Annotated in this window: 16 protein-coding genes; 12 read left to right on the forward strand and 4 right to left on the reverse strand. The window is 60.4% G+C overall.

The annotated features are described in order from the left end of the window. Positions 1–59 precede the first annotated feature (59 nt). The 3 genes from KF814_00205 to KF814_00215 form a co-directional block, all read right to left on the reverse strand. Complete coding sequence (locus tag KF814_00205; GenBank protein ID MBX3234543.1) at positions 60–866, reverse strand: hypothetical protein; 807 nt, start codon at positions 864–866, stop codon at positions 60–62. 35 nt (positions 867–901) lie between these two features. Beyond that, the gene (locus KF814_00210) at positions 902–1,129 is read right to left on the reverse strand and encodes a hypothetical protein (GenBank protein MBX3234544.1); all 228 of its coding nucleotides are present in this window, start codon (positions 1,127–1,129) and stop codon (positions 902–904) included. Positions 1,130–1,206: 77 nt separating this feature from the next. Then, the gene (locus KF814_00215) at positions 1,207–2,247 is read right to left on the reverse strand and encodes a low specificity L-threonine aldolase (protein ID MBX3234545.1); all 1,041 of its coding nucleotides are present in this window, start codon (positions 2,245–2,247) and stop codon (positions 1,207–1,209) included. Between the two features lie 109 nt (positions 2,248–2,356). On the opposite strand from KF814_00215, the gene KF814_00220 reads away from it, so the two are divergent. The 5 genes from KF814_00220 (at position 2,357) to KF814_00240 (ending at position 8,044) form a co-directional block, all read left to right on the forward strand. After that, positions 2,357–3,670: an MFS transporter gene (locus tag KF814_00220; GenBank protein ID MBX3234546.1), complete on the forward strand. Its 1,314-nt coding sequence runs from the start codon at positions 2,357–2,359 to the stop codon at positions 3,668–3,670. Between the two features lie 151 nt (positions 3,671–3,821). Continuing rightward, the gene (locus KF814_00225) at positions 3,822–4,298 is read left to right on the forward strand and encodes a DUF4124 domain-containing protein (protein ID MBX3234547.1); all 477 of its coding nucleotides are present in this window, start codon (positions 3,822–3,824) and stop codon (positions 4,296–4,298) included. Between the two features lie 257 nt (positions 4,299–4,555). Further along, positions 4,556–5,920 carry a glutamate-5-semialdehyde dehydrogenase gene (locus tag KF814_00230; protein MBX3234548.1) on the forward strand — a complete coding sequence of 455 codons (1,365 nt, stop codon included), beginning with the start codon at positions 4,556–4,558 and terminating at the stop codon, positions 5,918–5,920. Positions 5,921–5,958: 38 nt separating this feature from the next. Next, a complete protein-coding gene (locus KF814_00235; GenBank protein ID MBX3234549.1) occupies positions 5,959–7,152 on the forward strand; it encodes a methyltransferase domain-containing protein in 1,194 nt (397 codons plus the stop codon). Between the two features lie 55 nt (positions 7,153–7,207). Next, positions 7,208–8,044: a hypothetical protein gene (locus KF814_00240; protein MBX3234550.1), complete on the forward strand. Its 837-nt coding sequence runs from the start codon at positions 7,208–7,210 to the stop codon at positions 8,042–8,044. An 85-nt stretch (positions 8,045–8,129) separates the two neighbouring features. Here the strand turns inward: KF814_00240 and KF814_00245 are convergent, their stop codons facing one another. After that, on the reverse strand, positions 8,130–11,558 hold the full coding sequence (locus KF814_00245) for a CHAT domain-containing protein (protein MBX3234551.1): 3,429 nt from the start codon (positions 11,556–11,558) through the stop codon (positions 8,130–8,132). Positions 11,559–11,942: 384 nt separating this feature from the next. On the opposite strand from KF814_00245, the gene KF814_00250 reads away from it, so the two are divergent. From KF814_00250 to KF814_00280, 7 genes are all read left to right on the forward strand, one after another. Then, the gene (locus KF814_00250) at positions 11,943–12,614 is read left to right on the forward strand and encodes a response regulator transcription factor (GenBank protein MBX3234552.1); all 672 of its coding nucleotides are present in this window, start codon (positions 11,943–11,945) and stop codon (positions 12,612–12,614) included. 630 nt (positions 12,615–13,244) lie between these two features. Next, complete coding sequence (locus KF814_00255) at positions 13,245–13,628, forward strand: hypothetical protein (GenBank protein MBX3234553.1); 384 nt, start codon at positions 13,245–13,247, stop codon at positions 13,626–13,628. Between the two features lie 47 nt (positions 13,629–13,675). Then, the gene (locus KF814_00260; protein ID MBX3234554.1) at positions 13,676–15,283 is read left to right on the forward strand and encodes a phage tail sheath family protein; all 1,608 of its coding nucleotides are present in this window, start codon (positions 13,676–13,678) and stop codon (positions 15,281–15,283) included. A 68-nt stretch (positions 15,284–15,351) separates the two neighbouring features. Continuing rightward, on the forward strand, positions 15,352–15,879 hold the full coding sequence (locus KF814_00265) for a phage tail protein (GenBank protein ID MBX3234555.1): 528 nt from the start codon (positions 15,352–15,354) through the stop codon (positions 15,877–15,879). A 26-nt stretch (positions 15,880–15,905) separates the two neighbouring features. Next, the gene (locus tag KF814_00270; GenBank protein ID MBX3234556.1) at positions 15,906–16,640 is read left to right on the forward strand and encodes a hypothetical protein; all 735 of its coding nucleotides are present in this window, start codon (positions 15,906–15,908) and stop codon (positions 16,638–16,640) included. Positions 16,641–16,648: 8 nt separating this feature from the next. After that, positions 16,649–17,443 carry a hypothetical protein gene (locus KF814_00275; protein ID MBX3234557.1) on the forward strand — a complete coding sequence of 265 codons (795 nt, stop codon included), beginning with the start codon at positions 16,649–16,651 and terminating at the stop codon, positions 17,441–17,443. 2 nt (positions 17,444–17,445) lie between these two features. Then, positions 17,446–18,759 carry a DUF4255 domain-containing protein gene (locus tag KF814_00280; GenBank protein MBX3234558.1) on the forward strand — a complete coding sequence of 438 codons (1,314 nt, stop codon included), beginning with the start codon at positions 17,446–17,448 and terminating at the stop codon, positions 18,757–18,759. Positions 18,760–18,896: the final 137 nt, after the last annotated feature.

An 18,896-nucleotide genomic window follows, 5' to 3' on the forward strand; every position in this document is an offset into this window, starting at 1 on the left:
CTCCGACGGCGGAGCGCGGTGGGACACGCAAGTCTACGACCGATGGAAACGAGCGCCCGTCAATCCACCCGCGGCGGCAGCGGGACATCTTTGAATAGGATGTCGGCGAAACGCCGGCCGCACGTGAGGCGACTGTGGAGCGTCGCCGCGCTGAGAAACTGGCTGGCCAGGTCGCCCAGCGCCTGGTCTCGCGACGCCATGAAACGAAGCACGTCCACGGGAGCCGTGAGCCAGAATCCTCTGATGCGGAAAAAGGCCGTCACGCATTCTTCGAAAAACGTCTGCAAGAGATAGTACGCCGTCGTGGGTCGCTCGAGCATGTCCTCCACCTTTCCCAGCAGATGCAGGCATTCGGCCTTCAGCCTGATCTGCTCGTGTAGGGACGTGGGTGGGGGCCCTTGGCGAAAACGCTGAGCCGCCTTGTCGATGAGCTTGCCCGCGACGCCCTCGTGATCGTAGAGCACACGTCCCTTTCGGAGCAACGGTGCCAGCCGGGGAGAGGACTCGATGTCGTCGCTGACGGTCTTGTGTTCACCGTACCGGATGTCGATCAACCAGTCGGCCACCCGAATATACTCCTGCCCTTCGGCAGCGCCCTTGACCAACACGATCAGGTCGATGTCGCTGTGGGGCGTCACGGCCTTGCGGCAACCGGATCCGACGAGAATGATCCCGACCAAGTCGCCCCCGCGTTTCGCGCGCACATACCGCAGCGCCACCGCCATCGCCTGATCGAAGCCGGGCGGCTCCACCGTCGGCGGCGCTTCAGGCGGTTCTGGTACGTCAAGGAGTTCGGCTTGCAATTCAGCCGCCGTCGGCGGCGTCGAGGAAGAGGCTGCGGGAACAGGGGATGTGGATGTGTCCATAGAGTATTCCGGCCAAATATCCAGCGGGTGAATCGTCAGGGTGCTTGCACGGATCGAATCTGTTGCTCGAGCCCCGAAAGCCATTGCTCGAACGGCTGGTCGGCATCGACCACGATTTCCAATTTACCGTTCTGGAGCCGGCGGACGAGGCCCGGACGTTCAGGGGAGAGGGGGATTTCGACCCACTCCCGATTCAATCCGAGCTGATCGGTCAGATCGAGAATGCGGCTGATTTGTTGAAAGGACACTGCGGAAAACGTCACACGCACCTGTTTGCCTGACCGATGATATCGGCATTCTAAAAGGGGACCGCCACCCTGTCAACGTCGGAGGTCCCGATTCACCGAAGGATACCGGCCAGCACGGCGGCGGCTTGCTCGACATCCTTCGACGAGACATCGAGGTGGGTGACCGCGCGACAGGTTCGTCCGCCGGTTGCGCTGATGAACACGCCCTCTTGCTTCAGCGTGGAGACGATGTCCTGGATCGGCTGCCCATTGTCCTTGATGTCGAAGAAGATGATGTTCGTGTCGACGGAACTGGGATCGATCGAGACGGTCGGAATAGCAGCCAACAATGTTGCGAATCGTTTGGCATTAGCATGGTCGTCAGCCAGCCGCGTGATGTGGTGCTCCAGCGCATGAATTCCCGCGGCGGCAAGGATTCCGGCCTGGCGCATGGCGCCGCCGTACATGCGACGAAATCGACGCAACCGTTCCGCCAGAGCGCGGTCATCGGTCGCAATGAGCGATCCCGCCGGGGCACCTAGCCCCTTGGACAAACAGAACGTGACCGTGTCGAAGTAGCGGGCGTACTCGGCGGCCGAGACACCGGACGCGACGACGGCATTGAAGAGTCGGGCTCCGTCCAAATGCATCGGCAGGCCCTGCCGATCGGCCACCCGGCGGATGGCGCTGATCGTCTCGATCGGATAGACGCTGCCCCCACCGGCATTGTGCGTATTTTCCAGGCAGATCAGCGCCGTCTGAATCGTGTAGGGATCTTTGGGACGGATGGCGTCTTCGACTTGTTCGGCGGTGAGAAGCCCTCGGCTTCCCGACACCCAATGGAGTTGGACGCCGGCCAGCGCGCCGGCCGCCCCCTGCTCGTAGCGCACGATGTGGGCCTGCGCATCGACAATGACTTCTCGGCCAGGCTCGGCCTGCGCTCGGACGCAGAGTTGGTTGCCCATCGTGCCGGAGGGGACAAAGAGCGCCGCAGCTTTTCCGAGCAGAGCGGCCGCCATGTCCTGCAGGCGGTTGACGGTTGGATCTTCGCCATAGACATCATCACCGACCTCCGCGCGGGCCATGGCCTCGCGCATGGCGGGAGTCGGTTTGGTCACCGTATCGCTTCGCAGATCGATGATCGTCCGGGGCATGTGTCGTCCTTTCTGAAACAGGCGTTCCGTTCCGTCGGCGCGGCATTGTAGCAAATTTTTCGGACAGGACAGCGGTGGCCTGTTACACTGGCGCCGCACTCGGAGCTGCATGTTGCCCATTCGCCGCACGTTCGCCCGCTTCGTTCACGTCGAGCCCCAGGAAGTGCCGCCGCTCGCCTGGTCCTTCGCATATTTCTTTTGCCTCCTCTGCGGCTACTACATCCTGAGACCGGTGCGGGACGAGATGGCCATCGAGGGCGGCATCAAGAACTTGCCCTGGATGATGACCGGCACGTTTCTCACGCTGCTCGCCTCGACACCGCTGTTCGGCTGGTTGTCCGCCCGTTGCTCCCGCTATCGCCTGTTGCTGACCGTCTACGCCTTCTTCATCTCGAACCTCGCGCTGTTCTATCTCTTAATGACGATGCAACAGCATATGGAATGGGTCGCACGCGGGTTCTTCATTTGGCTCTCCGTGTTCAACCTCTTCGTCGTGTCGGTATTCTGGAGTTTCATGGCGGACCTGTTCACGCCGGAGCAGGGCAAACGAGTGTTCGGCATGATTGCGGCGGGCGGGAGTACCGGCGCCTTGTTCGGGCCCCTCATCACGACCGGACTGACCTATCTCTTTCCCGTGCCCGTCCTCATGCTCGCCTCGGCGCTCTTCATGCTGGCCTGCCTCGGTTGCATCACCAAGCTGGAGGGCTGGTGCCACGAACAGACCGCGTCGCACCGGGACAATGCCGGTGAGCCGTTGGGCGGTAGTTTGTTCTCAGGAATCCGGCTGACGCTCTCCTCCCCCTATCTCTTGGGAATCTGCGGCTATCTGCTTCTGCTCACGGCCACGGCAACGTTTCTGTATTTCGAGCAGACGCGATTGGTCTCCGAGTACCTCTCGACTCCCGAGGAACGGACCCGTCTCTTCTCGACTCTGGACTTCGTAACCAACGTCCTGACCTGGCTGACGCAACTGTTCCTGACCAACCGGCTTGTCGACCGGTTCGGCCTCGTCTCGGCGCTGTATGTTCTGCCCTTCGTGAGCCTCCTGGGATTTCTGGGCATCGCCCTTTGGCCTGGGCTGGCGGTGTACGTGGCCTTCTCCGTCCTGCGACGGGTGGGGGAGTATGCGCTGTCGAAGCCGGCGAGGGAGGTATTGTTCACGGTACTCAGTCGCGAAGAAAAATATAAGGCGAAGAACTTCATCGACACCGCGATCTCACGGGGAGGGGACGCCTCGAGCGGTTGGTTGGTGTCGGGGATCAAGGCCTTGGGGGTGACGGCGACTCAACTTGCCGGGGCGCTGGTGCCGCTCATGGTCGGCTGGCTCTGGCTGAGCCGGTGGCTGGCCTTGCGCCAACAGGCTCGGCTCAGCAGACCGGTGGAGGAAGCGCAGGAGACCGGGCCTTATAACCGGGCCCTATAAATGGATAGGGTTACTGCTCCCCGGCGTTCGACCCAGCCACCGGGTGAAGCCATCTCAACGAAAACATAGGGGAACTTGCGGGATGCAGGGGCTCTGCTAGACTACACAAGGGTCCTCTAGACCTGTCCGATCCTTTCACCGGAGCCGCCACATGCCGTACCAACTCCAGGCGACATTGCTTCTGCTCATAGCCCTATGCGTGGGTGCGACGCCGGCCAACGCGGAAATGTACACCTGGACCGACAAGGACGGAAACCTGCATTTCACGGACAATCCCCCTGACCACGTCAATGCCAAGGTGCTGGCCCAGCCGGGACAATGCTCGGTGGAAACGATGCTCGAGGGACTGACACAAGAACAACGGGATCAGTTGTTCATGATTCAGCGGCAGAAGCAGGGACTTCAGCCCGGCACCTATGATCTCGACCAAGACGGCCTCGATGCGGACCAGAAGACCATTGTCCGCACGCTGATCAACGAAGGTCACAAGTGCAAGAACGGGAACAGGCAGGCCTGCCGCTGTCTCGATCGCGCCCAAGAAGTCCAAACCGGTCTTCGCTCCTACACCCCGAGCGGCATGTTGCACAGCAAGTCGCAACAGAGCGCCGACAAATCTCCCTCCCGCTGACGCATCTTCACATCCTTCTCCTCGCAACGGTCCCGCCGACTAGTGAAGGTCGGTCCGATCGTCTCTCACAATGTCGATGATCATGCCTCGGTTTCGCTCCCCATTGGACCAAGAGTCTTTTGACTCGTAAAAAAATCGCGTGCTATAGTCCAGCGCCGATAAAACTCGGGCGCATGGAACGGGCCGAGCGGCAATTGAGCAGTAAGACGTGCCGCCTGCCGCATCACGCTTCACGAGATACGAACGACGAGGCAATCATGGTTGAAGTCCCCGTTAAGATGTACGTCGATAAACTGTTGAGACTTTTGCGTGAAACCGCGCGTCCGATGTCGCTCCTGTCGGGACCGACTAAAGATCGTGCCTTGCGTTTGATGGCCGCCAACGTGGCCGAAGCGGAGGAAGCCATCCTCCAGGCCAACGAGCAGGATGTCGAGGCGATCGGCAAGACCATGGCCGGCGAGAGCAACCGGGAACGGGTACGGGAAGCCGTCGCCCGAGTCCGCATGACGGCCGACGACGTCAAAGCCATCGTCGACCGGCTCAACCGCATCGCCGATCTCCCCGATCCGCTGAGCGAAGTCATCGAGCAACACGACGAACCCAATGGGATGCAGGTCGCCCGCATGCGCTCGCCGCTGGGGGTCATCGGAGTCGTTTCGGAGATGGCCCCGCTCGCCACCATCGACAGCATCGCGCTTTGCTTGAAGTCCGGCAATGTCTGCGTGTTTCGCGGATCGGCCGACTGGACACAAACGCAACAGGTGATCGCCGGCTGCCTCTACCGTGCCGCTGAAGAAGCAGGGGTTCCGAAGAACGGCTTCTTGCTCATCGAACGACAGGAGAAAGAAGTCGCGCTCGAATTGATCCGCGCCGGGAAAGCCTTGGACGCGATCATTCCACGCGGCGGCGCCGGCCTGCGCAAGGTCGTGCAGGAGCAGGCGAAGATGCCGATCCTCTCCCATGACGGCGGCATTACGCATGTCTACATCGACGAAGACGCCGATATCCCGATGGCGCAAAACATCGTCATCAATTCGAAGGTCCAGCAGGCCAACGCCGCCAATTCGTGCGACACATTGCTGGTGCACCAGGGCCTCGCGCGCCCGCTCCTGCCGGCTCTGATCCTCCGGCTGCTGGACGAGTTCAAGGTCGACGTCATCGGCTGCCCGAAAACCGTGGCGCTCATGGGACAGATGCTCATGACCGGACACAAGGCCGTCAAAGCGGCCGACGAAGGGGATTGGAACAAACAGTTCCAAGGACTCTCGATCAACATCAAGATGGTGCCGAGCTTCGACGACGCCGTCTCCCACATCGTGCAACACGGTCCGAGCCATACCTGCACGATCGTCACGAAGTCCTACGCGTCGGCCCTGCGTTTCTCCCGCGAAATCGATGCCGGCACGGTGCTCGTCAACGCCTCCACGCGGCTGAACGCCGGCGACAGCCTCGGGCTCGGTGCGGATGTCGGGCTGAGCTGCTCACGGCTCCATGCTCGTGGACCGATCGGCTTGCGGCAATTGACCTGCGAAAAGTACGTGGTGTTCGGAAGCGGGCAGTTGAGGCAGCCCCATCCTGTTCCGCTGACCTATACCGACGCCATCATGCTCAAGCGGCCGTAGCTCGTGAATCGTCGTGCGTATCTCGTGAAGAGGATCCCGTGCCTGCCGGATTGCATGACGAGATACCAGCTGCGCTTCACGAACACCTGAAGGCCTGGGGCCTCCGCCGCTTCACCTCCGACCGGGACTATTTCGGCTGGCAACAGGCCTCGTTTCGTGCCGAGGACCTCGCCGCGCTCCATCGCGCCGTGGAATCCAGGCGGCAAGGCGGCCCTGAAGCCGACATTGCCTTCTACGACCTGACAGCTCAACCTGCCCTCATCCCCGCACTCTACAGTCAGCGCTACGACTACTACCTCGAGGTCGGCTCCCGGGTCACAGCCTTGATCGAATCACGACCATCGATCCTCGATGTAGGCTGCGGCATCGGCATCCTCACCACCTTCTACGCCGCGCAGCACCCCGGCTGCCGCGTCATAGGCATCGACCGCTCCTCCGCATCGATCGAGGTCGCGAGGCGTCGCGCGAGAGAGATGGGGGTGACGAACGTGCAGTTCGAGTGTGCCGATCTCGACAAGGAGATACTATCCGGCTGCTATCCCTTGATCATCGCCACCCATACGCTGTTCCAGGCCGAGCAGGATCTCGGATTGCCGAGCCGCTCGTGGCAGACGTTTGAACGGGATTACGATCCGCTCACGCAGCAGGCGTTCGAAAGGCGAACGGAGATCGGGGTCCGGCTGGACCGACTCTCTAACGTGCTTGCTTCCGGGGGACGGGTCATCGTGTTCGAAAAGGCGAGACTGCTCTCACGGCGGGTTCCATTCCAGCGGGCCCTCGCGGCACGGAGACTGGAGCCACTGTTACCACCGTTGCCGATCCGCTACCACTCGGTCGAGGAAATCATTGAAGACGGTCCCCTCTACGTCTTGTCGCGGGAGCAGCCGTCTCAATGCTGGGACGAGCAACCGGAACCGGATGATGCGCCTCGCCTGGACCTCACCTCGATCATGAAGGGTTCGCTGAACGGGGAGGCCCCCCTCTATGAGAACCATTGGGCCTCGGCACAGGAGGCCTGGCAGCAACTCCCGGCTCGCCGGGTGCTGCAGGAGGTGACGACAGATCAATCACAGGGTCGCCAACTGCACGCCGAACTCGGGGTCAGCGGCAGCTTGGTTTACCTCTACGTCGCGAACACCTACGATCAGCGCCAGTTGGTGATCGTCGAGGCAGCCAGACACGGCATGTTGGAGGAGTATTATCGGGAGATCGTCGGCAGCGCCTCTCGCTAGACGATCCACCCGCGACATAGACTCGCATGGAGAAACCAGCGATAATGCGACGCGTATGACGAGGTCACAGTCGACAGGCGCGGGCGCACAGCCGGAGATCGTCGGGCTCATTCCCGCAGCCGGTCAAGCCAAGCGCCTCCAGCCTTTTCCCTGCAGCAAGGAATTGTTTCCTGTCGGGTTCTCGAGGGACCCGCAGACCGGCCTGCCTCGGCCCAAAGTCTCGGCCCAGTATTTGTTGGACAAATTTCAAACGGCCGGCATCGACAAAACCTTCATCGTGATTCGTGAAGGCAAATGGGACATTCCGAACTATTTCCGCGAAGGGCAGGGCGTCGGGATGTCGCTCGCGTATCTCGTGATTCCCGGTTCACTCGGACCGCCGGACACGATGGATCGCGCCTATGACTTCGTGTCCCGGTACCGGATTGCCTTCGGATTTCCGGACATCCTCTTCGGCCCGCCGGATGCCTTTGCGCGGCTGATTGCGCAGCAGGACAGGACCGGAGCCGACGTGGTGCTCGGTCTCCATGAGATTGAAGAGCCGCGGGTCTGGGACATGGTGGACAGCGACGCAGAGGGGCGCGTCCGGGAGATCGTGATGAAACCGGCCTCGACCACACTCACCTTCGGCTGGCACTTTGCCGTCTGGACGCCGGCCTTCACGACTTTTCTCCACGGCTTTCTCCGAGCCGCTGAGACCAAACGTAATCTCGACCGGCTTGCGAGCAAGGCCAACGATCCCGGCGGAGACTTGGCCATGGGCGTCGTCCTGCAGGCCGCATTGAAGGCGGGGTTGTCGATCCAGAGCGTGAAATTCCCCGGCGAACGCTACCTCGACATCGGCACACCGGACAATCTAGCCAAAGCCGTGCGGGAATTCGGCGCAGACTAAGTCGGTCCAACCTGCCCGGGCGTACCAGTCTACTTCTGACATGAACACTGCCACCGTCTACGACTGCGCATCGTAGATTTCTTCCTCACGGGTACGCTGCCAGGAGCTGCTCGACCACTCGCAAGCGCTTCGTGCCTTCTTCCCCCCTGAATTTCTTCCGGCACGTCTCGCACAACTTCGCGCGGCCCGCGATCAAACGGATATCGCGCGCATCGTTGTAATACAGCAGGCAGTCCTTCGCTCCCTTCTTATGCGCCGGGATGCCCGCCACGACTCCAGCGGCCAAATTCGCCATCAGCCGCTCGACCGTCAGACCGTGCTCGGCGAGTTTGTCGAGCAGACCGTAGGTGGACGCTAACGACAGGGGATGTTGCTCCCAGTAGTAACGATACAGTTCGCCCTCGGCCTCGAGGGGAAAGTTCGTGATGCAGACCAGATGATCCACGCCCAGCTCTCTCGGCTTTGTCTTCAGCTTTTGATAGAGCGCCTCCGCCACGACAAAGGCTTCTCCCTTGCTCTGTTCACGCCGCCAGGTACCGATCGGGGCGGGGAACGAGACCGGTTCGAACGTATACACCTCCTGCGCCTTGGTCAACTGGTCGCAGATCTCACGGAGATGAGGAATCATGCGGTGCGCGTTCCACATGGCGATTCGTTTGCGTCCTTCCGTCGCCTTCCGATAGCGCCTGGTCTCCGCGCTGACCGTCCGCTCATAGTCCGCCGCCGCACGGGGGAGGCAGAGCCGCTGCGCCGGGTTGCGGGCAAAGACGACCGGCACCGCCCAATCGATGGCTTCTCCGGAAATCGCATAGTTGACCGAGACCCGCGCCTCGCGGGCCGCGTCGCCGATGGACTGTCCCAGCGCCAGCGCCCAATAGAAATGTCGCGTGAACGCCGTCGCCGATACGTCCAAGACCGGATATTGATTGGCCACGACGGCCGGCACGCCGCCCGACACCAGGGCCTGCGCGACGCCGCGGTTGAAATGCTCGCGACCGCCGCGGCCTGTTTCGCAGGCGTTCAGACAGACCAACCGAATCCCCCGGCGGCAGACGATTTGACGCAACGTATCGGAATCCAATTCCTGCACGCCGCCTTGGGCATTCTCAAATACCAAGTAGCCGGTGCCCTCCGACGCACGAAACTCCCCATGCCCGATGAAATGCAGCACATCGAACGGCCCAGGCGCCGCTTCCAGCGTGCGGTGCAGCAATTCAGGCGTGGCATCGAGCAGAAGCTCGACGTCGGCCAACCCGGCGTCGAGCAGCCGGCGGAATCCGCTGCGGATCACATCCGCTTCCTCATCCACCGACAACTTGGCGAGCCCCAAGGGCTGGGCCACCACCACCAGAATCCGCATCGGTCCCGTGCGTTCGGGCAGGCGATCGGCTGGAATGGCCGTCAGCACGTTTCTGGTGAAGTTGACCTCCTCGAGCGCGAGGAAATTCTGGCGGTCGGGATCGTAGATGAATTCCCAGGCTTGGTCGGCAATCCAATCGATGTCCGACGTAAAAATCATATGCAACCGCTGGCTGGCCTGTTCGCTGCGCGCCGCGTCGTAGAGGCGCCGCACCTGGCCGGGGAAGAGCGTTTTGAACAACGCGGTGCCGAGCCGCCGCAAGTCGTCATCGCCGGGAAGGCTGGTGAACTTGGGATTGCCGTCGATATAGCCCTGGATGCGCTTCTGCACGGCAATGATCTGCTGCCATTGCGTCGTGCCGCTGTCTCCTTCCGACGAGGATCGAGTAGGCCCGCCCTTCGCTTCTCGCCGCTTCCGCAACTTTTCCGTCACCCTGGCATTGCGAAAGGTGGCGATGAGGTCGGCCACATTGTCCTGCGGATGGGGATCGATCACCGCGATCTGAAACACGTCCTCCGGTTCAGTCGGCCGAGGGACCGGGGCTGCAGCCGGAGGAGCCTGGCGCGTGTCGCGGGAAAGAGTCGGCGGCGCCGGTCGAGGCTCGATGCGGGACGCGGGGGCCGCCTGGGTTCTTCCCATCCCTCGGCGCCGGCCAGAGGGCAGGTTGGTCTCGACGTCCACCGCCGTCGACGGTTGAGCCTGTCCACGCAAGGCACGGACGAGAAAATCCACCGTGGTCTGGTCCTCGAAAAAATTCACGTGGTTGACCGGATGTTGCTGAACGAGATTGCCGCCGAGGCCGAAGCAGCCGACGCGGTCGCCGGGAATCGCCACGCCGGTCGCGCGGTCGACACGCCAGCCGCCCTCGGTCGGCACGACGAGGTCGTTGGCCGTCTGGAAAAACAGGTCCGCACCGGCATCCACGATGCGCTGCAGGACTTTGTCATCCGGTTCGTAGTTCGCCACCAAGGCGGAGTAGGCCTCGGCCGGGGGCCCGGGCGGGGATTGCAGCGCGCGAATGATCTCTCCCTTGCTGTCCATGGACGCAAGCCCCGGCAAGCCGCCGCCGATGCGCCGCGCGATCCAAGACAGGGCTTCGCTCACGAATTCCAATCCCGTCGTGAACGGATTGTCGGGGAAGAGTTCCAGCACGTTCGACAGCCAGTTGGTATAGGTCGAGACATGGTCGGGGGACGCCAGCGGGGTCCCTTCGTTCGGACTGGCGACCAGCACCACTCGCCCGACCGCAAACCGATCGGCGAGCCCAGGAAAGAGCTCCCGCCGCTCGACCAAATGCCGCAACACCAAGCCGCCGCGCGAGTGGGTGACGACGTCGAACGCCGTCGGGCGGTTCGGCAAGGCTTCGAGCAACATCTTGACGTTGTCCTCGGGCGTGCGGCTCACCGTAAAGTGATCGAACCCGTAGATGCGATTGCCGTAGACCTCCCGCAGATTCTCGAAGAACGTCTGCCCATCCGCGCCTTGGGTGCTGCCCAACCCCTTGAAGGCTGACTTGGTGTTGGAGAAGGTGCCGTGAAGAAAGAGCAGGTTCCGGTCGGACGTACTCAGCGTCGAGAGGTCGGCTGCCGGAAGAACCTCCTTGCTTCCGAGTCCGGCGGAATCCACCGAGAGCCACCCCTCGCGGCGCCCGGCAATCTTCCACGCCGCCGTTTCCCAGAGGTAGGCCAGTTTCGGAAGCACAAAGTCCGCGACCGCGCCGGCGATTTTCAGGACGACCGTCTTGATCGCGGCACTGATGAACCCGCGGCGGCCGGTCCCCGCGTCTGTCTGGGCAGGCACAGGGATGGAAAAGTGATGGACGACACGGCCGCCTCGTCTTGTTCCGCGTCTGGCCGGCTCGGAGGGAAAATGAAAGCGAATGGCGCCGGAGGCATAGCGCGTCATCACGACATAAACCTCGTCGGCCCGTCCCTCCACGTCGAGCGTGAGGGGAGTCGGTGCCGCTTCGCCGCGCCGGAGCTTGGGTGTCGCCGTCAAGGTTTGCTCGACCTCCCACCGGTTGGTCGCCGCAAGCTTCGCTGCGAAGGGATCTTCCACCGCCGCCCCACGCCGCGGTCCACGAACCGTCCCCTCAGTCTGAACGTCCCATCCCTCGGTCGCCCAACTCACCTTGCCGCGCTTCTTCATCGCCATGGTCTGTCTGTGCTCCTATTTCAATGGCACGCCACACGTCGTATTTCGTATCTCGCGGAGGACAGTGCGTTTCCCGCAGAACCCGCTTGCGCTCGACGCCAAGAGATCTCGGCGACCTTGAAACATGCCTGGATCGTCTCAAGATACCGTATTGTCGCACTCTACGCCTATTGAAGAGAGGCGACTAGCCTACTCAATCGAATTATCTGCCCATCATTCAAGCCCCACACGATCTATATGGCGCTACTGTCGCAACACGCTACGTAGGCAGTACAGCGCGTGATGCGTGAAATACGTGCATTAAAAACTATTGACCTCCGTCGACAAATCCGGCAGGTTTCCCTTCGCTGCTCAGGTTCATTGCGAACGCAAGGCAACTGTCGTATGCATGAGATCCGTTTAGCCCTCGTCCACCACGATCGTCTGTACCGGGAATGCCTGGCAGAGTATCTCGCTCTGCGCGAAGAGATGGTGATCGTCTGCAACTGTCCCTCTCTGGAATCCGCGGCTCACGATTTGTTCGAGTTTACGCCGGATATTCTCCTACTCAACTACGAGAACAGCCGATCGCACTTAGAGCTGACACTGCTGGAGAGAGTCGATTTCACTGCAAAAACAATTGTAGTTGGTGTGCCAAATACTGATGCAGATATTCTCGCCTGCATCGAAGAATTGGGGGCATCGGGGTATGTATTGATTGACGACTCCTTGGGGGATCTTATCGAGAATGTGCATGCGGTGATGAATGGGCAGACGCTGTGTTCTCCGAGAATTGCCAACCTCGCATTCAGCCGTATGTCCGCGCTCGCGCGCCGACAGGCCTCCCTGCTGGCTAATTCTCCTAAGGGGACATGTCTCACAAGACGTGAGTCTGAGATAGCACAGTTGATTGATGACGGGCTGAGCAACAAGGAAATTGCAGCCCGGCTTCACATCGAGATCTCGACCGTTAAGAACCATGTACACAACATGCTCGACAAGTTGCAAATCCGTAATCGACATTCCGCCGTGAAGTACCTTAAATCACACAATATTCCCACCGTCAGTCACTCGTAGTTTCGGTTCCCACCTCGTGTTCGCTCCACCGAAGTCTGAGTCCAAAAGTTCGCCCCACAGCGCCGTTCACTTTCTTCATTCCCGCAGGCGGGATCTAGATAAGGATCTAGATCCTTTGTGCTTCCATTCTAGATCTCAATTGATACTCCAGATTCATTGGTCTGTGCTTTCGATGCGAGTAGAGTGGCCGGCAACAGAGTTGTGAGGTCCACTGTTGGACAAGATCCGGGTGCTCTTGGCTAATCACCCCTTAATGGTTCCCGATGCCATTCGGAGACTGTTAGAGGAGCAAGACGATATGGAGGTCGTCGGCGCTTGTCGCGGCCCGATAAAGATTCTTCAGGAGACCGGCCGGACTAATGCCGATGCTGTAATTCTCGCGCAGGAGGGAAGCGGCGAGCCGGGGTTGTGTAGTCAGTTGTTAGCGGTCTATCCCGATCTCATGATTCTTTGTTTAGCACCTGATGGACAAACCGTCTATGCGCAACGTCTTCGTTCATGCCGTCACAAAGTACCGGCGCCTCAGATGGTGAACATCGCACACATTCTTCGCAAGCTGATTAGGAGCGGGATCCAACGTTGAGATGACTCTAGCCGCTGCGGATCTGTGAGTACACGAGGAGGAACTCTATGGCACAGACAATCTCGGTAACAATTACCGTGCAAATGGAAGCCGCTACTCCCCCACTGAAGCCCTACAATCCAATTGATATTGAAGCAGTGGATATCGTCAAAACCGACATCAAGAAAGGCGACAGTAAAGATATCGAAGTACAACCGGCATCTGATCCTAAAAAGGTGAAATTCTTGATGATCATCAGAGACAACTATGACGACCTAGTGACGTACAAAGTGGAAGGAGGATCCAAAGATGTGACGCTTGATGGCCCTCAAGTACTTCTCGGTGCTGGTGCCGTGGGACTATTGGAACGACCTCCTACGAAGATCAAGTTCAGCAACAAAGGGACGCAAGATGTTCCGATAACAATCTACGTCGGACGGACAGCCAGCTAGGGCAATCAGAGTGCGAGTAGCTTGCCGAACATAGCAGGGAGGATCTCATGCCAGCCCAACCAACGTATCCGGGCGTGTACATCGAAGAGTTACCCAGTGGCGTTCGCACGATTACCGGTGTGGCAACGGCAATTACGGCCTTTATTGGAAAGGCGCTGCGCGGACCAACCGATGCGCCGGTCACTATTACCTCGTTTGCTGAATTTGAGCGGACTTTCGGCGGGCTCCACAGAGACATGACCATGAGCTATGCCGTGCGAGACTTTTTCACGAACGGGGGCGGGCAGGCCGTCATCGTTCGTCTCTATAAGGCCGTCACGGGGAGCGCCTCCAAGGCCACCTACGATGTGACGAACCTGACGCTGCAGGCGGCCTCGGAAGGGGCGTGGGGCATGATGGTGCGCGTGCGTGTTGATCAGAACCCCGCAACCGACCCCAACGCAGTAGCCGCAGCAGACAATCTAGGCGTGAACGCGAGCGACCTCTTCAATCTGACCGTCTGGGACAAGACCACGGGGGTGACGGAAACCTTCCTCAACCTCACAACCAAGGAAAGCGCGAGGCGGGCCGATCGCGTCCTTGCTACGGAATCGAATCTCGTAAAGGTTCTCACCTCGCTACCGGCGAATATACTCCCTGCCGCGCACCCCGGTGCGCTCACGGACCCTGATGTATGGGATTCCTCCTCCAGCAAATCTACCGGTGCGAAGTCATCACCGGCTTCCGACATCGCCGTCGACAGTGCGCCGCTCGATCTCGCGGCCTACCAGGGCAGCCAGTCCTCCAAGACCGGTCTCTATCAGTTGGAGAAAGTCGACCTCTTCAACCTCTTATGCATCCCGCCGGATACCCGCGGCAGCAACGTACCGGATAAGGTCTATCAGGACGCCCTCATCTACTGCTTCAATCGACGGGCCATGTTGCTCGTCGATCCCCAAGATGCGTGGAAATCGGTGAGCTCGGCTCAGAGCGGCGCGGCCGGCATGAACTTGACCGGTCCCCAGGCCCGCAACGCTGCCCTGTATTTTCCTCGAATCAAACAAGCCGACCCCATGCTCGGCGGACAGGTCGATACCTTCGTCCCCTGCGGAACCATCGCGGGAATCATGGCACGCACCGACGCCCAGCGCGGCGTCTGGAAAGCTCCGGCCGGACTGGATGCTTCGTTACTCGGGGCAGTCGGCCTGCAAGTCGAACTCAACGATGCGGATAACGGACTGCTGAATCCCTTGGGCATCAACTGTCTACGGACGTTCAAAGTGCACGGACGAGTGGTGTGGGGTTCGCGGACTATGCGTGGCGCCGATGCGGCGGCGGATGAATACAAATATGTGCCGGTCCGCCGTCTGGCGCTTTTCCTGGAGGAGAGCCTGTATCGCGGCACACAGTGGGTCGTGTTCGAGCCGAACGATGAGCCGCTCTGGGCGCAGATTCGGCTCAACCTCGGCGCCTTCATGCACGACCTCTTTCGGCAGGGCGCGTTTCAAGGCACGGCACCGCGTGATGCCTACTTCGTCAAATGCGACAAGGAAACCACTACGCAGAACGACATCAACCTCGGCATCCTCAATATCGTGGTCGGATTCGCCCCGTTGAAGCCGGCCGAGTTCGTAATCATCAAGCTGCAGCAGATGGCCGGGCAGATTGCGACATAGAAGGGTGACCTGCAGCCCACGTGAGGAGTGGAATGCTATTGGACGGCTTGTGAATCGGAGGAGACACCATGGCGCAGTTTACCGTCAACACGCATCGGTTCGACCCCTATAAGAATTTCAAGTTCCGGGTCAAATGGGAAGGACGCTACGTGGCCGGCATCAGCAAAGTCAGCACGCTTAAGCGTACCACCGAAGTGGTGAAGCATCGAGAGGGCGGGGATCCCAGCACAAGCCGTAAATCGCCGGGCCGGACCGAATATGATGCCGTCACGCTGGAACGCGGCGTCACGCACGACGCCGAATTCGAAAAATGGGCAAACAAGGTTTGGAACTACGGTTCGGGACTTGGCGCGGAAACGTCCCTCAAGGACTTTCGTAAGGACATCATCATCGAGTTGTACAACGAAGCCGGGCAACTCGCACTTGCGTACAAAGTCCATCGCTGTTGGGTCTCAGAGTTTCAGTCGTTGCCGGACCTCGACGCCAACGCGAATGCGGTCGCTATCTCGCGCCTCAAGCTCGAGAACGAAGGTTGGGAGCGCGATTACGAAGTGTCGGAGCCGAGCGAGCCTACCTTCACCGAGCCGCCGGTTTAAATGATCGGCGCGGACAGCGAAGACGTATGCGTCCCTTTTCTGCTGGTGAATTGTTAGAAGTCTGGGAGCAAGGGTCCGGTCAGCCTCTCGCCCGGCGGGCACTCGCTCTCCTCAGCATGGCGTGCCCCGACCTCGACCGAGAAGCGCTGGCCCGCTTGAGCATCGGTCAGCGCGACGGGCTGCTCTTGTCCGTTCGCGAGTCCGCTTTCGGCGCGACACTGTCCGGCATAACCAATTGCCCGAAATGCGGCGAGCAATTGGAAACCTACTGTTACGTCGAGGACTTGCGCACATCAACCGGGTCGGCGGCCGACGAGCCTGGCGCACTCTCGGCGAACGGATACGAGGTGCGGTTCCGCTTACCAGACAGCAACGATCTGCTGGCAGCCGGCGACCAACAAGATGCTGAGGCCGCCAGGAAGATTCTCCTTGAACGCTGCGTGTTGTCAGCGCGGAGAAATTCAGCCCAGTTGCCGATTGGCGCGCTGCCGGAAGAGATCGTGGCGGAAATCGAGCGGGAAATGCTTGAAATGGACTCGCAGGCAGATGTTCACCTTGAGTTCGACTGCCCTGCCTGCAGCGCCAAATGGAGCGCCGTATTCGACATTCTCGCGTTCTTGTGGGGCGAGCTTGATGCTTGGGCGCAGCGGCTGCTGCTTGAGGTGCATTCGCTCGCATCAGCCTACGGATGGCGTGAAGCGGACATACTCGAGATGAGCGCCACGCGCCGAAGCATCTACCTGAACATGGTCAGCGGATGACAAGTTACTTGAACATAATTGCCGCAAGAGCCGTCGCACAGCCGCAGTTGATTAGGCCGCGGGTCGCGTCCGTATTTGAATCGTCGGGACCTCGGATCAGGCTTCTGGAGCCGATTGCAAAGAAACCGGTCGTCCCACCGCAGCGTGCAAGTAAGAGCGGCAATGAGCAGGCCGAGCCGGCCGGCGTGGCGGAGAACATGGTTGGGCTCGCACAATCAGCGCGATCTTCCCGCGCCGAGATGAGGCTCGCTGCCCTCAAAGCAGCCGGACGACGCGCAAACCTTCAACGCGAAATCCAACCGGTTTTGCAACAGCCGCTCTCTTCGCCGATTCGGAGCGCCTCGCGACAGCCGGAATCGGAGAATAAGCCGGCCAAAGGCGGGCAGAGGGCTGAAACGCCTGATCACAAAGAGTACCGACCGCGCCCTACTGCGATTCAAAGCGAGTCGGTACACGACGAGCCGCCGACAATCTCAATTATCGAGGAGGCGAACGTAATCGAGTCCACCCGCGAGCCGGCCGCGCTTGGCCCGATCGCCCCACGCGAGGCGCGGAGCAAACCGCCGCTTCACACCGGCGTTGTCGTCAGGCCGGAGCTTGTATTGAGCGAATCGAAGGCGGCGCCTCTCGAGGCGCCGCTGCCGTCTCAAGAAGAACTACAGTCAATTCACATCACCATCGGACGTGTGGACGTGCGCGCCATCATGTCGCCCCCCGCAACGACAACCACTGCAATTCGCAATGCACCGGCGACCGTCCCGATGTCGCTTGAAGAGTATTTACACAAACGCAACGGAGCCTAGAGTTGAGCAACGGCCTTGCAATTGCAGCGACCACTGCTGTGCTAAAAGATCTGCTGTCCAACGGGCTTAAAGCCTATAAGGTCGGCGACATCGTTGGCGGCGACGTCACGGTCAGCGCCGTGGCTCCGGACAAAATCGACGTTGCCGGTGCCGAGGATCCCACCCAGCTCAACCTCTTTCTGTATCAAGCCACTCCCAATCAGGGCTGGCGCAACGCCGGACTACCAACGCGCAACAGGAGCGGCGAGCGCATCAGCGACAACCCCCTCGCACTAAACCTGCACTACCTAATCAGCGCGTACGGCGCCAAGAACTTTTATCCTGAGATCATCCTCGGCTATGCCATGCAGCTGTTGCACGAGACGCCGGTGCTCACGCGAGAGGCGATTCGTAAAGCACTGAACCCATTGCCCAAGCCGCCTGACTGGCCCGCGGCTCTGAACACGTCCGAGCTGGCGGATCAAGTCGAACAACTGAAGATCTCGCCGGAGGTGATGAATACCGAAGAGATCTCGAAGCTCTGGGCTGCCATTCAGGCCCACTATCGCGCAACGGCGGCATATCAGGTGACCGTGGTTCTGATCGAGAGCAGCCGCCCGACAAAGAACGCGCTTCCCGTCGCAGCTCGCAGCGTGTATGTGGTGCCGTTTGTTCAGCCGGTGCTCGACAGCGTGACAGAAGAGACAAGCGACATCGCGCCCATCACCGGGGTGAGTACGCTTGCCGCGAAGGGACGACACCTTCGGGGCAGGACGACTCAAGTCATGGTCGGGGGATTCGATCTGACCGCGCACATCCGCGAGTTGCGGGAGACACAGATCACATTCTCGCTAGCACCCCTTCCGGCAGGGATGCATGCGGGTATCCAGACGGTCCAGGTCGTGCACCCGATGGCGATGGGCACACCTCCGGTGCCGCACTCGCTGGTCGAATCCAATATCGAGGCGTTCGTACTCAGGCCGATCATCACGCCGAACCCTCCGACCGGCGTCGTGGCCTCGGTGGTCGATGGCGTGAACGTGAAATCAGGAAATATCCAGGTGGACTTCAATCCGAACGTCGGCAAGACTCAACGGCTACTGCTGCTCTTGAACGAGTTCAATCCGCCTTCAAACAGGCCGGCTCGGGCCTACAGCTTCAAGACGGCGCCGGGCAATGGCGTAGTCGATCCAAACACTGAGACCCCTTCGGTGACGATGGCGTTCAGCAACGTCATCCCCGGAGATTATTTGGTTCGAGTTCAGGTCGACGGCGCCGAGAGCTTGCTTGCAGTGGATGGGACGGGCATGTACGCAACGCCAAAAGTGACGATATGACGAACGACAGGCGGAACTGGGAAACACAAAGCAGACGCAGGTTGATGGCGGCGCTTGGCGAAGTTCGAACGGCAATTGCGCGAGTGGCCGGCGCTGACCTCGCGGATTGCCCTCCTAGGGAATCCGTGCTGGCTTAC

It is taken from the genome of Nitrospiraceae bacterium (assembly GCA_019637075.1).
In the GTDB taxonomy this organism is placed as follows: domain Bacteria; phylum Nitrospirota; class Nitrospiria; order Nitrospirales; family Nitrospiraceae; genus JAHBWI01.